Here is a 20863-nt window from a genome sequence, read left to right as displayed (position 1 = left end):
GGGCGACGTGATCGCGCGAAAGCGCATCCGCGCTGCCCGACGCATCGGGAATACGATTGATGGAACCTCCACATGCCTATGCGCCGCGGATCTACTTCGTCCATTCCGCCCTCGTCGGGCCGCTCGACGCGTGGCCTGCCTGCTTCGCCCATGCGGCCTCGCTCGGCTTCGACCATGTGCTGATCGGGGCGCTGTTCGCGCCCGGTTCCTCCGGTGACGGCCGCATCGTCGCCGACCATGCCCGTCTTCACCCTGTCTTCGAAACGTCGCAATCCGCCGACGAAGCGTTGCGCGTCCTCGTGGACGCCGCACGCGAGCACGGCCTCACGCTGCTCGCCGACCTCACGCTCGACCGCGCGGCCGCCGATGGCGCGCTGTACGCCGCGCATGCGGAATGGTTTCACCCGTTCGAGCCCGAGGACGCGCGGCTCGACCCGCGCCACGGCCAACCCGAGGCCAACGTGGCCTACGCCGATTTCGAACGCGCCGCCGCCCCGCTCGCCGCGTGGTGGTCGCAGCGCATGATCGAACTGGTGCAGGCTGGCCTTGGCGGCTTTCGCATCGACTCGCCGCACCGCGTGCCCGCGGCCGTCCTGCGCGGCATCTTCGAGGTGGTGCGCGAGCGCCATCGCCAGACGCGCTGGCTCGCCGCCACGCCCGGCCTCGCGCGCGCCGAAATCGCGCGTCTTGAAGGCGCGGGCTTCGACGCCGCGTTCTCGTCGCTGCGCTGGTGGGACTTTTCCTCGAGCTGGTTCGTGGAGGAGCACGAGGTACTGCGCCGCGTGGGCTCGCCCGTGGCATTTCCCGAGGCACCCTACGGCACACGCTACGCGCACGACCAGGAAGGCGCCACGGACGCGCGCGCGGTCGAGCGCGCCTACCGGCGCATGCTGCGCGCCGCGGCAGCGCTCGGCACCGGCTGGCTCGTGCCGATGGGCTTCGAATACGGCCTCACCGAAGCGGTGCACCACGCCGGCGGCAGCGCGGCGGCGTTCAACGCAGCGAAAGCGCATGCTGCGTTCGACCTCTGCACCGACATTGCCCACGCCAATGCCTTGCAGCGCGAAACCTGGACGCTGCAGACCAACGGCGAGCTGCGCGCGCTGAACGGCCCGGGCGCCCCCATCATGGCCGTGCTGCGCGGCGACCGCGCCGACCTGCGCGACGCCGACGACGCCGTGCTCACCCTCGTCAACCCCGCGCTCGCCGCGCCCGTGCGCGTGAGCATGGCGCGCCTTCTCGACGGCGCGCCGGGCGGCTTCACGCGCTTCTCGCCGCTCGACGCCGAAACGCTGCGCGCGGCGCGCACGCAGGCACGGCGCGACGCGAGCGCGGTGCCCGAAGCGTTCACGCTGCCCGCGGGCGCATGCTGGCTGTTCCGCGCGCTCGCGGCGCCCCCGGTCGTGCTCGCGCCGCCCGAAGACCTCGCGAAGTCGCGCACGAGCGGCCACAAGAGCGTTGTGGAAGCGCTCGCCGCGCCGCGCATCGCCATCGAAAGCGTGACGCCTTCCGTCGACGAAGGCCGCTTCGTGGCCAAGCGCACCGTGGGCGAACGCGTGGAGGTGCGCGCGGCGATTTTCGCCGACGGCCACGACCGCATCGACGCCGCCGTGCTCTGGCGCGCCGCCGACGAAACGGCCTGGCACGAATCGCCGATGACTCCCGTGCAGCCCGCGGGCACCGACATGTGGAGCGGCCACTTCCCGCTCGACCGCGTGGGCCGCTACGAATACGTGGTGCTCGCCTGGCGCGACGACTTCGCCTCGCTCGCCGATCACGTGCAGAAAAAGCGCGCGGCGAACCAGAACGTCGATCTGGAGATGGAGGAAGCGAGCCGCCTGCTCGCGCTCGTGCTCGCGTGTGCCGACACCTCCGACGCTCCCGACGAAGCCGGCGACGTTCACGCGCGCACCCGCGCCGCGCTCGATGCGATCGTGCACCGCTTCGTGGGCGCCGACACCGACACACGCTGTGCGCTGCTCGCCGCGCCCGCCACGGCGGCGGCGGTGCGCGCCGCCCATCACCGCCCGTTCCTCTCGCGCGACGAACACGTGCGGCGCGTGGACGCCGAACGCAGCGCCGCGCGCTTCGCGAGCTGGTACGAAATCTTCCCGCGCTCCATGAGCGACGACGAAAGCCGGCACGGCACCTTCGACGACGTGATCGCCAAGCTGCCGCGCATCCGCGACATGGGCTTCGACGTGCTGTACTTCCCGCCGATCCATCCCATCGGCCTCGCGAACCGCAAGGGCCGCAACAACGCGCTCAATGCGCAGCCCGGCGACGTGGGCAGCCCCTATGCGATCGGCGCGGCCGAAGGCGGCCACACGGCCATTCATCCGGAACTGGGCACGCTCGAAGACTTCTGCCGCATGCTGGCTGCCGCGCACGCGCACGGCCTCGAAATCGCGCTCGACTTCGCCATCCAGTGCTCGCCCGACCATCCGTGGCTGAAGGCGCATCCCGGCTGGTTCGCGTGGCGCCCGGACGGCACGCTGCGCTACGCGGAAAATCCGCCGAAGAAGTATCAGGACATCGTGAACCCCGAGTTCTACGCGCACGATTCGAAGCCCGCGCTCTGGCTCGCGCTGCGCGACGCCATCCTGTTCTGGGTGGATGCGGGCGTGCGCATCTTCCGCGTGGACAATCCGCACACGAAACCGCTGCCGTTCTGGGAATGGATGATCGCCGACGTACGCGCGCGCCATCCCGACGTGATCTTTCTTTCCGAAGCCTTCACGCGGCCGCGCCTCATGTACCGGCTCGCCAAGCTCGGCTTCTCGCAGTCGTACACCTACTTCACGTGGCGCGAGAGCAAGCGCGATTTCACCGAATACCTCACGGAACTGACGCAAACGCCGGTGCGCGACTTCTACCGCCCGAACTTCTTCGTCAACACGCCCGACATCAACCCGCGGCATCTGCAAACCAGCGCGCGCGCGAGCTTCCTGATCCGCGCGGCGCTGGCCGCGACGCTCTCCGGCCTGTGGGGCGTCTACTGCGGCTTCGAGCTCTGCGAAGGCCGCGCACCGCCCAACAGCGAAGACTATCTGGACTCCGAAAAATATCAGCTGCGCGCCTGGGACTGGAACCGGCACGGCAACATCGTCGCGGAGATTGCCGCGCTCAACCGCATGCGGCGCGCGAATCCGGCCTTGCAGACGCATCTGGGCATCACCTTTCTCGAAGCACGCAACGAGCAGATTCTGTGTTTCGAAAAGGCCACGCCTTCGCGCGAAAACGTGATGATCGTGGCGATCAGCCTCGATCCCTGGAGCGAGCAGGGCGCGGATTTCGAACTGCCGTGGCAGACATTCCAGCACTGGCGCCTCGACGACGGCGCGCCGCTTGCTGTCACCGACGAACTCACCGGCGAGCGCTTTGCGTGGCACGGCCGCTGGCAGCACGTGCGCCTCGACCCGCATGCGCGGCCTTATGCGATCTGGCGCATCGAACCCGCGCGCGGACTGCCGCGCGAAGAGCCGCCGCCCGAAACGGATGAAACGCGCGTGGAAGGTCACCCCGAATTCGACGATGACTTTCCGCCCGGAGGAGCGACATGAAACGCGATCCCGACTCCCAGGAGCCGCACGACCACGAAACCGGCACGCCCGCCGAGCACGACCCGCACGAAGGCGGGTCCGGCACGGCGGCGCAGCGGCGCAGCAAAGCCTCGCTGCTCACCGACGACCCGCACTGGTACAAAGACGCCATCATCTACCAGGTGCACGTGAAGTCGTTCTACGACGCGAACAACGACGGCGTGGGCGACTTCGCGGGCCTCCTCGCGAAGCTCGACTACATCGCGGGGCTCGGCGTGACCGCGATCTGGCTGCTGCCGTTCTACCCGTCGCCGCGCCGCGACGACGGCTACGACATTGCCGACTACCGCAACGTGCATCCCGACTACGGCCAGCTTGCCGACGTGCGCCGCTTCATCCAGGAAGCGCACGCGCGCGGCATCCGCGTCATCACGGAGCTCGTCATCAACCATACGTCCGACCAGCACCCGTGGTTCCAGCGCGCGCGCCGTGCAAAGCCAGGCTCGAATCACCGCAACTACTACGTGTGGTCCGATAGCGACGCGAAGTACGCGGGCACGCGCATCATCTTCATCGACACCGAGCCTTCGAACTGGACCCACGACCCGGTAGCGGGCGCCTACTACTGGCACCGCTTCTACTCGCACCAGCCGGACCTTAACTTCGACAATCCGGCCGTGCTGCGCGAAGTGCTGCAGATCATGCGCTTCTGGCTCGACATGGGCATCGACGGGCTGCGCCTCGATGCCGTGCCGTATCTGGTGGAGCGCGAGGGCACCAACAACGAGAATCTGCCCGAAACGCACGCGATCCTCAAGCAGATCCGCGCGACCATCGACGCGCACTACCCCAACCGCATGCTGCTGGCCGAGGCGAACCAGTGGCCCGAAGACGTGCAGGAGTACTTCGGCAACGAAGACGAATGCCACATGGCGTTCCACTTCCCGCTCATGCCGCGCCTCTACATGGCGATTGCGAGCGAGGACCGCTTCCCGATCATCGACATCATGAAGCAGACGCCGGATCTGCCCGATAGCTGCCAGTGGGCGATCTTCCTGCGCAACCACGACGAGCTCACGCTGGAGATGGTCACCGACTCCGAGCGCGACTATCTCTGGAACACCTACGCGAGCGACCGGCGCGCGCGCCTGAACCTCGGCATCCGCCGCCGGCTCGCGCCGCTCATGGAACGCGACCGCCGCCGCATCGAGCTGATCAATTCGCTGCTGCTCTCCATGCCCGGCACGCCGGTCATCTACTACGGCGACGAACTGGGCATGGGCGACAACATCCACCTGGGCGACCGCGACGGCGTGCGCACGCCGATGCAGTGGTCCTCGGACCGCAACGGCGGCTTCTCGCGCGCCGACCCCGAACAACTCGTGCTGCCGCCGCTCATGGGCTCGCTCTACGGCTACGACGCCATCAACGTGGAAGCGCAGAACCGCGACCCGCATTCGCTGCTCAACTGGACGCGGCGCATGCTCGCCACGCGCCGCGCGAAGCAGGCCTTCGGCCGCGGCACGATCCGCTTCCTGCGCCCCGCCAACCGCAAGATCCTCGCGTACCTGCGCGAGATGCCGGGCGAGGCGCCCATCCTGTGCGTGGCGAATCTCTCGCGCGCGCCGCAGGCCGTCGAACTCGATCTGTCCGAGTACGCGGGCACGGCCCCCATCGAAATGACGGCGGATTCGGTGTTTCCGCCCATCGGTCAGTTGCCCTATCTACTCACGTTCCCGCCCTACGGCTTCCTGTGGTTCCTGCTGTGCTCGAGCAGCCAGCGCCCCGCATGGAGCCAGCCCGCTTCCGAGCAGTTGCCCGAATTCGTGACCGTGGTGATCCGCGAAGGCCAGGCGGGACCGACACCCGAAAACGTGCGCCTGCTCGAATCGGAAGTGCTGCCTTCCTGGCTCTCGCGGCGGCGCTGGTTCGCCTCGAAGGACAAGCCGTTGAAGGGAGTGCGACTCGCCGCGCTCACCACGATCCACGGCGCGGGTTTTGCCTTCACCGAGATCGAAGCCGAACTCGGCGACGGCACGAGCGAGCGCTACGTGCTGCCCATCGCCATCACCTGGGGCACCGATATCACCACGCCGCTGCACATCCAGCTCGCGCTCTCGCGCGTGCGCCGCGGCCGCACCATCGGCTATCTCACCGACGCCTTCGCGCTGCCGTGGTTCGCCTACGGCGTGCTGCACAAGCTGCGCGAACGCGCGGCCGTCACCACGGTGCAGCAGAGCGTGATCCACTTCCGGCCCACCGAACGCCTCGACGCGCTCGACCTGGGCGAGATGCCCGAGATCCGCTGGCTCGCCGCCGAGCAGAGCAACAGCTCGCTCGTGATCGCCGATGAGCTCGTGCTCAAACTCGTGCGCCGCCTCATGCCGGGCGTGCACCCGGAAGCGGAGATGTCGCGCTATCTCACGCACCTCGGCTACGCCAATACGGCGCCGCTCTATGGCGAAGTGGTGCGCGTCGATCCGGCCGGCGTGCCGCACACGCTCGCCATCCTGCAAGGCTATATCGACAACCAGGGCAACGCGTGGGACTGGGCGCTCGACTACCTACGCCGCACGATCGACGAACTGGCGCTTGCCGTGGACGACGGCGCGACCGATCAGGCCCACGAGGAAGAAGCGATGCAGGGCTACAGCACCGTGATCGGCACCATCGGCAAGCGGCTGGGCGAGCTGCACGCGGCGCTCGCCACGCCCACCGACGACCCCGCATTCGCACCCGTGGAAGCCACGCGCGACGACGTGCGCCACTGGATCGACGATACGAAGACCATGCTGACCGAGGCACTCGATATTCTCGAACGCCATACCTCGGGCAATGCGCACACGCTCGACGAGGACACCCGCGAACTCGCGCTGGGCCTCCTCGCGCGCCGCGACGCGCTGATCGAAGCCGTCTCGCATCGCGTGCCGCCCGATTCCGCCGCGTGGCGCATCCGCATCCACGGCGACTTCCATCTGGGCCAGGTGCTGCTCGCGCAAGGCGATGCGTATCTGATCGACTTCGAAGGCGAGCCCGCGCGGGCGCTCTCGTACCGGCGCGCGAAAGCGTGCCCCTTGCGCGACGTGGCGGGTCTGTTGCGTTCGCTCTCCTATGCGGGCGCCGCCGCGCAATCGACCACCGAGAGCGCGCCGCAACAAACGGCCGACCGCAAGCGCACGCTCTTCGAGCGGTTTCGCGTGAATGCCGCCGAGGCGTTCCTGAGCCACTACCGCGCCGCCGTGGCGGACGCGCCGCATCCGCTCGTGAGCGCCTCGCACGAGCAGGCGCTGCTCGACCTTTTCCTCATCGAGAAAGCGGCCTACGAAATCCGCTACGAAGCGGCAAACCGCCCCTCGTGGCTCGGCCTGCCGGTACGCGGACTCGCTGCGCTCGCGAGCCGCGTGCTGGGGCCGACGGGATCGCATCCCGCAGGAGGTGCCCATGGCTGACCACGCGAGCGATGCGGGCCTCTCCGCGCACGATATCGACGCCCTCGCCGGCGCCCGCCACGCGGATCCGTTCGCGGTGCTGGGCCCGCACGCGATCGACGGCACGCCCTATGTGCGGGCGTGGCTGCCCAATGCCTCCCATGTCCGGGTGCTCGCGCGCGACCGGGCCCATACGCTGGCCGAACTCACGCGCATTCACCCGGCGGGCCTGTTTGCGGGCCCGGTTGCCGAGTCCGTGCCGTACCGGCTCGAAATCGACTGGCAAGGCGTGGTGCAGGAAGTAGAGGACCCCTATGCATTCGGTCCGCAGCTTTCGGAAGAAGCGCTGCGCCGGCTCGCCGACGGCGACCCGTATGCCGTACTCGAATGCCTGGGCGCGCGGCCGCTGGAATGCGACGGCGTGCCCGGCGTGCGCTTTGCCGTCTGGGCGCCCAACGCGCGGCGCGTTTCCGTGGTCGGCGACTTCAACGCATGGGACGGCCGCCGCCATCCCATGCGGCTGCGCTTCGAAGCGGGTGTCTGGGAACTCTTCATTCCGCGCGTGGCGGCGGGCGCGCGCTACAAGTACGAGATTCTCGGCGCGCGCGGCGAGGTACTGCCGCTTAAAGCCGACCCCTGTGCCCTGCAAACCGAAAACCCGCCCGCCACGGCCTCGATCGTTGCCCCCGTCGAGGCGCTCGATCACTACGCCTGGCGCGACCACGACTGGCTGCAGACGCGCGGCGAACGGCAGAGCGTGCGCAGCGCGCTCTCGATCTACGAAGTGCATGCACCCTCGTGGCTGCCGACCCAGGGCACCGACGCCCCGGCCCCCGACTGGACCGCGCTCGCCGACCGCCTGATCCCCTACGCCCAGGGCATGGGCTTCACGCATCTCGAACTGATGCCGGTGGCCGAGCACCCGTTCGGCGGATCGTGGGGCTACCAGCCGCTCGCGCAGTTCGCGCCCACGGCGCGCCTCGGCTCGCCGCTCGACTTCGCGGCATTCGTGGACCGCGCGCACGAAGCGGGGCTCGGCGTGATACTCGACTGGGTGCCCGCGCATTTCCCGAACGACGCGCACGGCCTGATCGACTTCGACGGCACCGCGCTCTACGAGCACGCCGATCCGCGCGAAGGCTATCACCCCGACTGGAACACGATGATCTACAACCTCGGCCGCCGCGAGGTCAGTGCGTTCCTGATCGCATCGGCGCTTGCGTGGCTGCTGCGCTATCACGTCGATGGCCTGCGCGTGGATGCGGTGGCCTCCATGCTGTACCGCGACTACTCGCGCAATGCCGGCGAGTGGGTGCCGAATATGTATGGCGGGCGCGAAAACCTCGAATCGATCGCGTTTCTCAAGCGCCTGAACCACGAGACGCAGTACGTGCCGCAGCGGCCCGGCGTCATCACCGTGGCCGAGGAATCGACGGCGTGGCCCGGCGTGAGCGCGCGGCCCGAAGACGGCGGCCTCGGCTTCCAGTTCAAGTGGAACATGGGCTGGATGCACGACACGCTGCACTACATGCACGAAGACCCGATCCACCGCCGCTATCACCATCACGAAATGACTTTCGCCATGGTGTACGCGTGGTCGGAGCGCTTCGTGCTGCCGCTCTCGCACGATGAGGTCGTGCACGGCAAGGGATCGCTGCTCGGCAAGATGCCCGGCGACCGCTGGCAGCGCTTCGCGAACCTGCGCGCGTATCTGGGCTTCATGTGGGCGCATCCGGGCAAGAAGCTGCTTTTCATGGGCGGCGAGTTCGGGCAGCTTGCGGAGTTCGACCACGACGGCGCGCCGCACTGGCATCTGCTGGACGATCCGCTGCACCGCGGCGTGCAAACGCTCGTGCGCGACCTGAACGGCCTGTACACCGGCGAGCCGGCGCTCCACGTGCTGGACGCGGAGCCGGGCGGCTTCGAATGGCTCGTGGCCGACGACAGCGAAAACAGCGTGCTTGCGTGGCGGCGCGTGGACGGCTCGGGCCGCGAGATCGTGGCGGTGTGCAACTTCACGCCCGTGCCCCGCCACGGCTACCGCATCGGCATGCCGCAGCCGGGCCAGTGGGAAGAGGTCATGAACACGGACGCCTCGATCTACGGCGGCTCGAATATGGGCAACGGCGGCCAGATCGAAACGGAACCGGTGGCGAGCCACGGCAAGCCGCAGTCGGCGGCGCTCGTGCTGCCGCCGCTCGGCACGCTCTATTTCCGGCTGCGCAGATAGCGAAACCGCCCTCGAAGAAAAACATCAGGATAACGATGCAATACGAAGAACAACGAAAGGGGCGGCGCCATGGCTAACGGCATGCCCGACCGCCTGCTGCCGGGCTCGCCGTGGCCGCTCGGCGCGACGTGGGACGGGCTCGGCACCAATTTCGCCGTGTTTTCGGCTCACGCGTGGCGCATCGAGGTGTGCCTCTTCGACCGCACAGGGCGCAAGGAACGCATGAGCTACGCACTGCCGGAATGCACCGACGAAATCTGGCACGGCTACCTGCCCGGCGCGCATCCGGGCACCGTATACGGCCTGCGCGCGCATGGCCCCTACCAGCCGCAGCAGGGGCATCGCTTCAATCCGCACAAGCTGCTGCTCGACCCCTATGCACGGCGCCTCGTCGGCCAGTTCCGCTGGTCCGACACGCTCTACGGCTACCGCGTGCATTCGAACCGCGCCGACCTTTCGCTGGAGCGCCGCGACTCCGCGCCCGCCATGCCCAAGGCGATGGTGGTGGCCGACACCTTCGACTGGTCGCAGGACGTGCGCCCCCACGTGCCCTGGGACAAGACCGTGATCTTCGAAACGCATCTGCGCGGCATCTCGATCCTGCGCCACGACCTGCGCGCGCATACGCGCGGGACCTTCGCCGGGCTCGCGAACCCGCACTTCATCGATCATCTGCACAAGCTGGGCGTAACCGCCGTCGAACTGCTGCCCGTGCATGCGTTCATGAACGAACGCTTTCTCGTGGAGCGCGGCCTGCGCAACTACTGGGGCTACAACAGCGCCGCGTTCTTCGCGCCGGAGCCCTCGTACCTGGGCGGCTACGACCCCGACATGATGCGCATTGCCGTGCGCCAGCTGCACGCGGCCGGCATCGAGGTCTTTCTCGACGTGGTCTACAACCACACCTGCGAAGGCGGCGAAACCGGCCCCACGGTCTCGTGGCGCGGCCTCGACAACGCCAGCTATTACCGCGTCGTGCCCGGCGACGAGCGCCACCTCATCAACGACACGGGCGTCGGCAACACGCTGAACCTCTCGCATCCGCGCGTGCTGCAGATGGTGACCGACTCGCTGCGCTACTGGGCGAATTCCTACCGCATCGACGGCTTTCGCTTCGACCTGGGCGTCACGCTCGGCCGCGAGGCGCACGGCTTCGACCCGGGCAGCGGCTTCTTCGACGCGCTGCGCCAGGACCCGGTACTCTCGCAATGCAAGCTAATCTCCGAACCGTGGGACGTGGGTCCGGGCGGCTATCAGCTCGGCAATCATCCGCCCGGCTTCTCCGAATGGAACGACCGCTTTCGCGACAGCGTGCGGCGCTTCTGGCGCGGCGACCCGCACCAGCGTCCCGAACTCGCCGCGCGGCTCACGGGCTCCGCGGACCTCTTCGACAAACGCAAGCGGCGCCCCTGGGCGTCGATCAACTTCGTCACCTCGCACGACGGCTTCACGCTCGCCGACGTGGTGGCCTACGATCGCAAACATAACGAGGCCAACGGCGAAGACAACCACGACGGCCACAACGAAAACTGGAGCGCGAACTGGGGCGCGGAAGGCGCGACCGACGACCCCGCCATCGTCGATACGCGCGCACGCGTGGCACGCTCGATGCTTGCCACGCTGTTCGTCGCACTCGGCACGCCGATGCTGCTGGCAGGCGACGAAGCCTGCCGCACGCAGCGCGGCAACAACAATGCCTACTGCCAGGACAACGAGATTTCGTGGGTGGACTGGACGCTCGCCGCCTCCCCGGAAGGCGAGGCGATGACGGCCTTCGCCGCGCGCGCCATCGCGCTGCGCCGGGATCATCCCTTGCTGCGCGAAACACGTTTTCTGTTCGGCGAGCGCGAAGTGCTGCCCGAGGTGCACGACATCGACTGGTTCGACGAGCGCGGCGAAGCGCTTTCGCCCGAAGCCTGGCAAGACCCCGAGGGCCGCGCGCTCGTCATGCGGCGTGCGGGGCCGGGCCTCGACGGCGAAATAGAAGTATTGTTGATCATGCTGAACGCCGCGCCCGCCGCGATTGCGTTCTCGGCGCCCGCGCCGTCCATGCAGTGGGACGTGCTGCTCGACAGCGCGCATCCGGAGGCAGCGCCGCACAGGCTGCCCGGCGCCACGTTCGAAGTGGCTGCGCACACCATCGCGGTGCTGTGCGCGTGGCCCACGCGCAAGAACGCGCACGAAGCGGCCGTGCACGAGCCGGCCCTGCGCGACGATGCACCGCCGCCGCCCGATCCGAGGATGAATCCCGGCACGAGCCCAGGAACGGCAGCACCCTCCGGGGCGGCCGGATAGCAACAGGAATCGTCATGTCTGCGACTTCAACCCGTCCTCACGCGCACCATTACATGCATTGCATGCCGTTCGGCGCGCAGCTCACCGGCGCATCGCGCGCGCAGCCGCGCACGCGCTTTCGCTTCTGGGCGCCTTCGTCGCGCACGGCCCAGGTGGTGTTCGAACGCATGCCCGACGGCGCGGCGCCGCCCGCCCCTCTCGACATGACGCCCACCGGCAACGGCTGGTTCGAGGCCGAAGCGCCCTGCGGGCCGGGCACGCGCTATCGCTATCGCATCGAGAGCGGCCAGGCTGTGCCCGACCCCGCCTCGCGCTTCCAGCCCGAAGGCGTGCACGGGCCGAGCGAAGTGCTCGATCCGCGCGCCTATGCCTGGCAGCACGCGCAGTGGCTGGGCCGCCCCTGGGAAGAGACCGTGCTGTACGAATTGCACGTCGGCACGCTGGGCGGTTATCGCGGCGTGACCGAACGGCTTCCGGCACTGGCGGAACTGGGCGTGACCGCCGTCGAACTGATGCCGCTGAACGACTACGTGGGCGAGCGCGGCTGGGGCTACGACGGCGTGCTGCCCTACGCGCCGCACGCGGCCTACGGCAGCCCCGACGAACTGAAAACGCTCGTCGATACCGCGCACGGCCTCGGCCTCCAGGTGTTCATCGACGTCGTGTACAACCACTTCGGCCCGGACGGCAACTGGCTCGGCCAGTACGCGAAGCCGTTTTTCCGCGCGGATGTGAAAACGCCGTGGGGCGAAGCGCTCGACTTCGACCGCTTCGAAGTGCGCGACTTCTTCTGCGACAACGCGCTCTACTGGCTCACGGAGTACCGCTTCGACGGGCTGCGCATCGACGCCGCGCATGCCATCGGCAACGTGCCCTGGCTGCGCGAACTGGCCGACCAGGTGCACGCGCGCGTGGAAAGCGGCCGTCAAGTGCATCTCGTGCTGGAGAACGAGCACAACGCGGCGAATCTGCTCGAATGCCATTTCGACGCGCAATGGAACGACGACGCCCATCACACGCTGCACGTGCTGCTGACCGGCGAAAACGAGGGCTACTATCGCGCGTTCTCGCAGCACCCCATCCGCCAGCTCGCGCGCGTGCTGGCCGAAGGCTTCGCCTATCAGGGCGAGCCGTCGCCGGTTCACGAAGGACAGCCGCGCGGCGAGCCGAGCGCGCATCTGCCGCCCACGGCCTTCGTGGTGTTCCTGCAGAACCACGACCAGATCGGCAACCGCGCCTTCGGCGAGCGGCTGCGCGCGCTCGCCCGCAACGACGACGCCCTGCGCGCGGCCACGGCGCTCTACCTGCTCACGCCGCAGATTCCCCTGCTGTTCATGGACGAAGAATACGGCTCCACGCAGCCGTTCCAGTACTTCACGGCCTACACGGGCACGCTCGCCGATGCGGTGCGCGAAGGGCGCCGCCGCGAGTTCGCGACGTTCGGCGCATTCGCCGATCCCGCGCGGCGCGAGCAGATCCCCGATCCCAACGATCGGCAAACCTTCGTGAATGCGTCGCCGGCGCTCGATACGCGCCTCGACGGCGAGCGGCTCGAATGGCTGCACTTCTACAAGTCGGCGCTTGCGGTGCGCGCCCGTCTGCTGATGCCGCGCCTGCGCCATGCGCGCGCGCTCGGCGCCACCGTGCTCGCCGACGACGCGGGCAACGACCTCGCGGCGCTCGTCGCGCGCTGGCGTCTCGCCGATGGCGCGGTGCTCACGATCGCGCTGAATCTCGGCCACGAAGGCGTGCCGCTGGACCACGAGCCGGACGGCATGGTGGTGTTCGAAACGCCGCCGCGCGCACGCGACCGCATCGCCAACGGCGTGCTGCCGGCCTGCGCCACCCTCGCGTGGCTAACCGGCGACGTGCCGGAGTACGCGAGCCATCACGACGCGCGCATCGTCCACCGTGAGGAGCCCGTATGAATACGGCACGCCGCACGGAAACGCTCGCGAGCCTCGCTGCGCGCGCCGGCTTCGAAGTCGAATGGGCCGATGCGCATGGCGTCATGCAGCGCGTGCCGGACAGCACGCTCGAAGCACTGCTCGCCTGCGCGGGACTGCCGTGCGCGAGCGCGGCACAGTTGCGCCAGAGCGCGGCGCTCCTCAACGCGGAGCAGTCGGCGCGGCGCCTGCCGCCGCTCGTCACGGCAGAATACGAGAGCGCGATTGCGCTGCCGGCTTCGGCCGTGCGCTCGGGCAGCCACTACCGCATCGAACTGGAGAGCGGCGAGCGCATCGAGGGCCGCTTCACGTCGCCCAAGGGCGAAACCGCCCTGCTCGCGCCGCTCAGCGAGCTCGGCTATCACACGCTCTTCGTGAACGACCATCGCCTCACGCTCGCCGTGGCGCCACCGCACTGCCACACCATCGCCGACGCCTGGCGCGCGCGTCACGGCGCGGCCGGCCGGGTGCCCGCACTCTGGGGCGTAGCCGCGCAACTCTACGGGCTGCGGCGCAAGAGCGACGGCGGCATCGGCGACTACACGGCGCTCGCCACGCTCGCGGTGCACAGCGCGCGGCACGGCGCGCAGGCGCTGGCCGTGAGCCCCACGCATGCGATGTTCAGCGCGCTGCCCGGCCATTTCAGCCCCTATGCGCCCTCCTCGCGGCTGTGGCTGAACGTCGCCCACATCGACCCGGCAGCGACCTTCGGCGCCCAGGCGGCGCACGAAGCCTGTGCGGCGGTCCACGCGCAAGCCGCGTTGCAGGAGCTCGAAGCGCTGCCGCAGATCGACTGGAAACGCGCGGTGCCGCTCAAGCTCCAGGTCTTGCGCGCACTCTTCGAACGCTTCGAGAAGGAAGAGCGCGCGAGCGATTCGCCGCGCGCCGCTGCGTTCGAAGCCTTCTGCGCGCGCGGCGGCGAATCGCTCGAAGATCACGCGCGCTTCGAAGCGCTCCAGGCGTCGATGCTGGCCAGCCCCGGCGGATCGGCACATTGGCGCGACTGGCCGGCCGGCTTGCGCGATCCGCGCAGCCCCGAGGTGGCCGCGTTCGCGGCCGCCAACCGGCGCGAAGTCGATTTCCACCGCTTTCTGCAGTGGCTCGCCGCACAAGGGCTCGGGCGCGCGCAACAGGACGCGCGCGAAGCCGGCATGGCGATCGGACTCGTCGCCGATCTCGCGGTGGGCTGCGACGGCGCGGGCAGCCACGCGTGGTCGCTGCCGCAGGACATGCTCCAGCGCGTTTCGGTCGGCGCGCCGCCCGACATCTTCAACCAGGCCGGCCAGAGCTGGGGGCTCACCACGTTCTCGCCGCGCGCGATGCACAACAGCGGCTTTCGCGCCTTCATCGACATGCTGCGCGCCGCGTTCGTGCACGCGGGCGGCGTGCGCATCGACCACATTCTCGGCCTGCGGCGCCTGTGGCTCGTGCCCGAAGGCGAGAGCGCGAAGCACGGCGCGTATCTGCGCTATCCGTTCGAAGACCTCGTGCGGCTCATCGCGCTCGAATCGTGGCGACATCGCGCCATCGTGATCGGCGAAGACCTCGGCACCGTGCCGCCCGGCCTGCGCGAGCGGCTCGCCTCGCACGCGCTCTACGGCATCCGCGTGCTCTGGTTCGAACGCGACGGCAACGCGTTTCTCGCGCCCCCGCGCTGGGACACGAACGGCATCGCCACCACCACCACGCACGATCTGCCCACGGTGGCCGGCTGGTGGCGCGGACTCGATATCGACTGGCGCCACCGCATCGGCCAGACGCTGCCGCGCGCGGACGGCCGAGACCCCATCGCGCTCGCCCATGCGGAGCGCGACGTGGACCGCCGGGCGCTCTGGCAGGCGCTCCAGCAAGCGGGCTTCGCCCCGCATGACGAAGCACTGCCGCCGCCGGAGCGCGCGCCGGTCGAAGGCGCGCTCGGCTACGTGGCCGCCACCGCGAGCCCGCTCGCGACCTGTCCGCTCGAAGACCTGCTCGGGCTCGCGGAACAGCCCAACCTGCCCGGCTCCATCGACGAACACCCGAACTGGCGCCAGCGCCTGCCGCTTCCCGTCGATCTGCTCTACGCGGACCCGGCGTTTGCCGCGCGCGTGGAAACGGTGGTCCGCGCGCGCGAAGCCGTCACGGACGCCGCGGCGCCGCAGGCCGATCCCACCGCTTCCGGCACGCCCGCCGCGCCGCCCACAGGCCCGACGCCATGACCTACCCCCGCGCGACGCTGCGGCTGCAGCTCAATCACACCTTCACGTTCGACGACGCGCTCGCGCAGCTCGACTACTTCGCGGCGCTCGGCGTGAGCCACCTCTACACCTCGCCGGTCACGACCGCGCAGCCCGGCTCGATGCACGGCTACGACACGGTCGATTACGGCACCGTGAGCGCCGAACTCGGCGGCGAAGCGGGATTGCGGCGCCTCGCCGCCGCGGTGCACGAGCGCGGCATGGGCCTCGTCATCGACGTCGTGCCCAATCACATGGGCGTGGGCGGCTCGCACAACGCATGGTGGCTCGACATCCTCGAGTGGGGGCGGCATAGCGCCTGCGCGCGCCATTTCGACGTGGACTGGCATTCGCCCGACCCCGCGCTGCGCGGCAAGGTGCTGATGCCATTTCTCGGCGCGCAGTACGGCGAGGAACTGGCTTCGGGCCGCATCGAACTGAAGTTCGACGCACGCGACGGGCGCTTTGTCGTGGCCTACGGCCCGCACGTGTGCCCGGTCTGCCCGACCGACTATGCGGCCCTCCTGCAGTCGGCGAATCGCGCCGATCTCGACGCGCTCGCGGCGCACTTCCAGGGGCTCACCACCCAGCCCGACGACCAGCCGCGCGCGGCGGCGGCGCGCGACGCGCTGCGCGCCTTCGTCAAGCGCAACGGCACGGACGCCATCGATTCCCTGCTGGAAGGCTATGCGGGTGCGGACCCGGTGCCGCGCGAGCGCCTGCACCGCCTGCTCGAACGCCAGCATTACCGGCTCGCCTGGTGGCGCACCGCCACCGACGAGGTGAACTGGCGGCGCTTCTTCGACATCAGCGCGCTGGCCGGCGTGCGCGTGGAGCGGCACGACGTGTTCGAGGCCGTGCACAAGCTCGTGTTCCGGCTTTACGCGGATGGCGTGATCGACGGACTGCGCATCGATCACATCGACGGGCTCGCCGATCCGCGCGAATACTGCGAGCGCCTGCGCCAGCGACTGGTGCCGCTGCGCGCGACGCTGCCGTATGTGGTGGTGGAAAAGATTCTGGCGCGCGGCGAGGCGCTGCGCGCCGACTGGCCCGTGCAGGGCACCACGGGCTACGATTTCATGAACGACGTGGGCGCGTTGCTGCACGACCCGGCGGGCGCCGCGCCGCTGGGGGACACGTGGGCGGCGATCAGCGGATCGGACGCTTCGTTTGCGCAGGTAGCGCTCGAAGCGCGCCGCGAGATACTCGCCGCATATCTGGCCGCCGAACTGGATCACGCCGCGCGCGCGCTGCACCGCATCGCGCGCGAACAAACCGCCACGCGCGACTACACCTACGCGAGCGTGCATCGCGTGGTCGCGCAGCTTGCCATGCACTGCCCGGTCTATCGCATCTATCCCGCGAACGGCTTGCGCGGACCAATCGACAACCGCTATTTCAGCGTGGCGCTCGATGCGGCGCGCGCTGCCCTGCCGCGCGCGAACCGCGCCGTGCTCGATCAGGTCGATGCATGGCTGGGCGCGCGTTCTCCCGATACGGCTGCGCAAGCGGGCGACGCGGCGGCAGCGGCAGCGAACCCGAACCCGCAGCCTCAGCCGCAGCGCACGCAGACCGCGGCACAAAGCGCATCACAAAACACCGCGCATAACGCCGCGATCAAGGCAAGCGCCAAAGGTGCGGGCAACGGCGGCCCGCAAAACGCACCGCTGAGCCACGCGCTCATCGCGCAACGCACCGCGCTCGCGCTGTTCTCGCAACTCACCGCCCCGCTCGCGGCGAAGGCAAACGAGGACACCGCGCTCTATCGCTACGGCCGCCTGCTCTCGCGCAACGAAGTGGGCGCGGACCCGGACGACTTCGCCCGCAGTGTCGAAGACTTCCATGCCGCCAATGCCGAGCGTCAAAAGCACGCGCCTTACGCACTGCTCGCCACGGCAACGCACGACCACAAGCGCGGCGAAGACGTGCGCGCGCGCCTCGCCGTGCTGAGCGAGCTGCCCGCCGACTGGAGCGCGGCCCTGCGCGCGTGGTCCACGCTGAATCTGCCGCACCGCCGCAACGACCGTGCGGGCAGCACCGACTGGGCGCCGGGCCCCGCCGCCGAAGCGATGCTCTACCAGACGCTCGTGGGCTGCTGGCCGCCCGACCTCGACCCCGGCGACGAAGCCGGCGTGCGCGCACTGGCCGAGCGCATCGCCCAGTGGCAACTAAAAGCCTTGCGCGAGGCGAAGCTGCGCACGAACTGGCTCTCGCCCGACGAAGCCTATGAATCGGACTGCCAGGCATTTCTGTTCGACATCCTCGCCCCGCAGCACCGCGACGGCTTCCTGCACGAACTCGCCGGCTTCGTCGCGCGCATCGCGCCCGCCGGGGCGCTCAATGCGCTGCTGCAAACCACGCTGCGCCTCACGTCGCCGGGCGTGCCCGATCTCTACCAGGGTACGGAGCTATGGGACTTCAGCCTCGTCGATCCGGACAACCGCCGGCCCGTCGATTACGCGGCGCGCGCAGCGGCTATCGACGACGAACCGCCCAGCGCGAAACTCGCGCACTGGCGCGACGGCCGGGTGAAGTTCGCTACGCTGCGGCGCCTCTTCGCCTTGCGGGCTCGCGCGCCGGAATTGCTGCGCGAAGGCGCTTATGTGCCGCTCGAAGTGCGCGGCGAAGGGGCGGCGCATGTGATCGCTTTCGCCCGCCGCCATCGCGACTCGTGCGCGGTAATCGTCGGCACGCGCCTCGCCGCCGCCTGGCTGGAGGGCGACGTGCCGCTCGTCGCGCCCCAGCGCTGGGGCGATACCGCGATCGTCTTGCCGGAGGGACTTGCCGCGCCCCAGTGGCACGACTGGCTGAGCGACACGACCACAACCGCCAGCGAGGGCAATCGATTGCTCGTACGCGACGTGCTCGCGGCGCTGCCCGTGGCCGTGCTGTCGAATCTCGCCCCTGGACGGGCCGGAACGCAGCCCTGAGCACGAACCTGAGCGCGCCGGAACGGCCCGCTCAACCGCCCTCGTCCACCAGTCCCTGCGGATAGACGCGCACGAGCACGATGCGCGGTCCCTTCATCTTCTTCACGACGATGTCGAAATGCGGGAACGACACGCGCTGCCCCTCGGTGGGCAGATCGTTGAGCGCGTGGATCACGAGACCGCCCACCGACTCCGCGCGCCCTTCGTCGATGTCGATGCCGAGCGCCTGCTCCAGCGACACCACGGGCAGGCTGCCGCGGCCCATCAGCGTACCGTCGTCCATGCGCGTCCAGTCCGTATCGGCCTGATGGAATTCGTCGTGAATCTGGCCCACCAGCGCGCCAAGCAGATTGTCGAGCGTAAGGAAACCATTGGGCCGCGCGCCCTTGCGCCCCACCAGCGCGAAGTGCGGAGCGCCCTTGCGAAAGCGCCGGAAAAGCGCGAGCGCGGGCGCCTCGGGCTTCACGTACTGCACCGGGCGCACGAACTTGCCGAGATCGTCGAGCGCGTGGCCCGCCTCGCGGGCCAGCAACAGATCCTTCAGATGAATGAGCCCCGCCACGCGCTCGCCCGCGGCGTCCTCGAACAGCGGATAACGGCTGAAACGATGGCGCGCGACGATCTGCATGTTCTCGGCGAGCGGCAGATCGCGCCGCAGGCCCACCATCTCGTGCAGCGGCCGCATGAGGTCCGACACAGTCATGCGCGAAAAGTCGAGCGAATGCGCGAGCGTGTTCCATTCGTCGGCGCTATAGGCGCTCGCCGCGGCGGGCAGCGCAGGCAGGCGGGCACCGTTCGCACCTTCCGCGCCGTGAGCGCCATCGGCGCGCGCATCGGCTTCGGCCTGGGCCGCGGCGCGGCGGCTGCGCAGAATGAGCTTCAGTTCGTCGGTCGAATAGTGCGAATCCGAGCCGTGCCCCGAGGAAAGGCCCGCGAGACGCAGCACGGCGTTCGCGCTGCGGTTGAGCGCCCAGATCGCGGGATACATGGCCCAGTAGAAGCCATAGAGCGGCGCGGCCGTCCACAGCGAAACTTTTTCGGACTCGCGGATCGCCAGCGATTTCGGCGCAAGCTCCCCCACGACGATATGCAGGAACGAGATCACCGTGAAGGCGAACACGAGCGAAATCGCGTGGATCACTTCCGGCGACTGCACGCCGAAGAGCGCGAACAGCGGCGAGAGCAGCTTCGCGAAAGCCGGTTCGCCGATCCAGCCAAGGCCGAGCGACGCGAGCGTAATGCCGAGCTGGCAGGCCGACAGATACGCATCGAGCTGGCCGTGCACCTTCGCAAGCAGCTTGCCGCGCAGGCCGTGCTGCGCCGCGAGGCTTTGCACGCGCGTCTGCCGCAGCTTGACGAGGCCGAATTCGGCGGCCACGAAGAAACCGTTGAGGGCTACGAGCAGCAGCGCGCCGACGAGGGCGATAACCTGGATCAAGACAGAAGGCTCCGGGGTGGCGAAGCGATCAGTATAAGCGGCGCCAGGCCCCTCGCTGCCGGATCATCCCGCGAGCAGGCTCAAACTCAGCGCGGCGGCCCCGCCTTCCGCGAGCGGCGTCTGCTCGAACTTCCCGCCGTGCGCCTCGGCCACACGCTGGCATAGCGCCAGCACCCAGGCATGGCGCCCGGTTTCCTGCAGCTCGCCCGCCTGCACCCGCGCAAACGGTTCGAGCAGATGCGCCGCCGCGTCGTCGGCGAGCGCTTGCGGCGTCGCGTGCCACTTCACGTCGAACTGGGCGGCGTTGGCGGCCGCGCCAGCCTCGAGCGTCACGCCCGCGCCCCGCGCGCTCGTCTCCACCGCGAATACGAGCATCAGCCAGAGCGCCTGGGCGATGCGCTCGCGGTCGCCGTCGAACGTCGCGCCCGTGGGCGTGCCCTGCACGGCCAGCGTGACGCCCCGCGCATCGGCAAGCGCCGTGCGCACGTCGTCGACGGTTTCGTCGATCAGCGCATCGAGCGCGAACGGCGCACGCTCGATCGCCAGCTTGCGCGTTTGTGCCCGCGTCTTGTCCACGAGCGATTCGAGCAACTGGACCTGCTGATCGACGCCCGTGCGGATGCCGCCCAGCGCGCGCTGCGCCGCCGCATCCACGGCGTCGATCTTGCGCTCGAGCACATAGGCCCAGCTATGGATCGCGTTCAACGGGCTGCGCAGATCGTGCGACACGCGCGAGAGCACGTGATCGCGCATGAACAGCGCGGTTTCGGCGCACAGCCTTGCGATGCGCTCAGATCGGGAATCGGAATTCGACGCCATCGGTGTCCTCGTTTCT

General features: G+C 69.2%; 9 protein-coding genes. 7 read left to right on the top strand and 2 right to left on the bottom strand.

Features of this window, described 5'->3' with window-relative positions; genetic code table 11:
* The first annotated feature begins 59 nt into the window (after window positions 1–59).
* The 7 genes from BFE01S_RS42400 to treY all read left to right on the top strand — a co-directional run bounded on the left by BFE01S_RS42400 (window position 60) and on the right by treY (window position 18590).
* Window positions 60–3563, top strand: a complete 3504-nt coding sequence (locus BFE01S_RS42400) for an alpha-1,4-glucan--maltose-1-phosphate maltosyltransferase (RefSeq protein ID WP_084169401.1) — start codon at window positions 60–62, stop codon at window positions 3561–3563.
* Window positions 3560–6991 (top strand): maltose alpha-D-glucosyltransferase, encoded by a 3432-nt coding sequence (treS, locus tag BFE01S_RS36830; RefSeq protein ID WP_042336907.1) that lies wholly within the window; start codon window positions 3560–3562, stop codon window positions 6989–6991. Before BFE01S_RS42400 ends, treS begins: the two co-directional genes overlap by 4 nt.
* Window positions 6984–9200 (top strand): 1,4-alpha-glucan branching protein GlgB, encoded by a 2217-nt coding sequence (glgB, locus tag BFE01S_RS00210; protein ID WP_028223849.1) that lies wholly within the window; start codon window positions 6984–6986, stop codon window positions 9198–9200. Before treS ends, glgB begins: the two co-directional genes overlap by 8 nt.
* Window positions 9201–9269: 69 nt before the next feature.
* Window positions 9270–11495 (top strand): glycogen debranching protein GlgX, encoded by a 2226-nt coding sequence (glgX, locus tag BFE01S_RS36825; RefSeq protein ID WP_042336905.1) that lies wholly within the window; start codon window positions 9270–9272, stop codon window positions 11493–11495.
* A gap of 14 nt (window positions 11496–11509) precedes the next feature.
* A complete protein-coding gene (gene treZ / locus BFE01S_RS00200) occupies window positions 11510–13423 on the top strand; it encodes a malto-oligosyltrehalose trehalohydrolase (protein ID WP_028223848.1) in 1914 nt (637 codons plus the stop codon).
* Window positions 13420–15639, top strand: a complete 2220-nt coding sequence (gene malQ, locus BFE01S_RS00195; protein ID WP_028223847.1) for a 4-alpha-glucanotransferase — start codon at window positions 13420–13422, stop codon at window positions 15637–15639. Before treZ ends, malQ begins: the two co-directional genes overlap by 4 nt.
* Window positions 15636–18590, top strand: a complete 2955-nt coding sequence (gene treY, locus BFE01S_RS36820) for a malto-oligosyltrehalose synthase (protein ID WP_042336902.1) — start codon at window positions 15636–15638, stop codon at window positions 18588–18590. The genes malQ and treY overlap by 4 nt, the downstream gene beginning before the upstream one ends.
* Before the next feature lie 31 nt (window positions 18591–18621).
* Here treY and BFE01S_RS00185 read toward each other — a convergent pair whose 3' ends face one another.
* Together BFE01S_RS00185 and BFE01S_RS00180 are read right to left on the bottom strand one after the other, a co-directional pair.
* Window positions 18622–20028, bottom strand: coding sequence for a hemolysin family protein (locus BFE01S_RS00185; protein WP_028223846.1), 1407 nt, complete (start codon window positions 20026–20028; stop codon window positions 18622–18624).
* Between the two features lie 63 nt (window positions 20029–20091).
* A complete protein-coding gene (locus BFE01S_RS00180; RefSeq protein ID WP_028223845.1) occupies window positions 20092–20847 on the bottom strand; it encodes a sensor histidine kinase in 756 nt (251 codons plus the stop codon).
* Window positions 20848–20863: the final 16 nt, after the last annotated feature.

The sequence above is a fragment of the Paraburkholderia ferrariae NBRC 106233 genome (assembly GCF_000685035.1).
Taxonomy (GTDB): domain Bacteria; phylum Pseudomonadota; class Gammaproteobacteria; order Burkholderiales; family Burkholderiaceae; genus Paraburkholderia; species Paraburkholderia ferrariae.
This window is presented reverse-complemented; position numbering and strand designations above follow the sequence as displayed.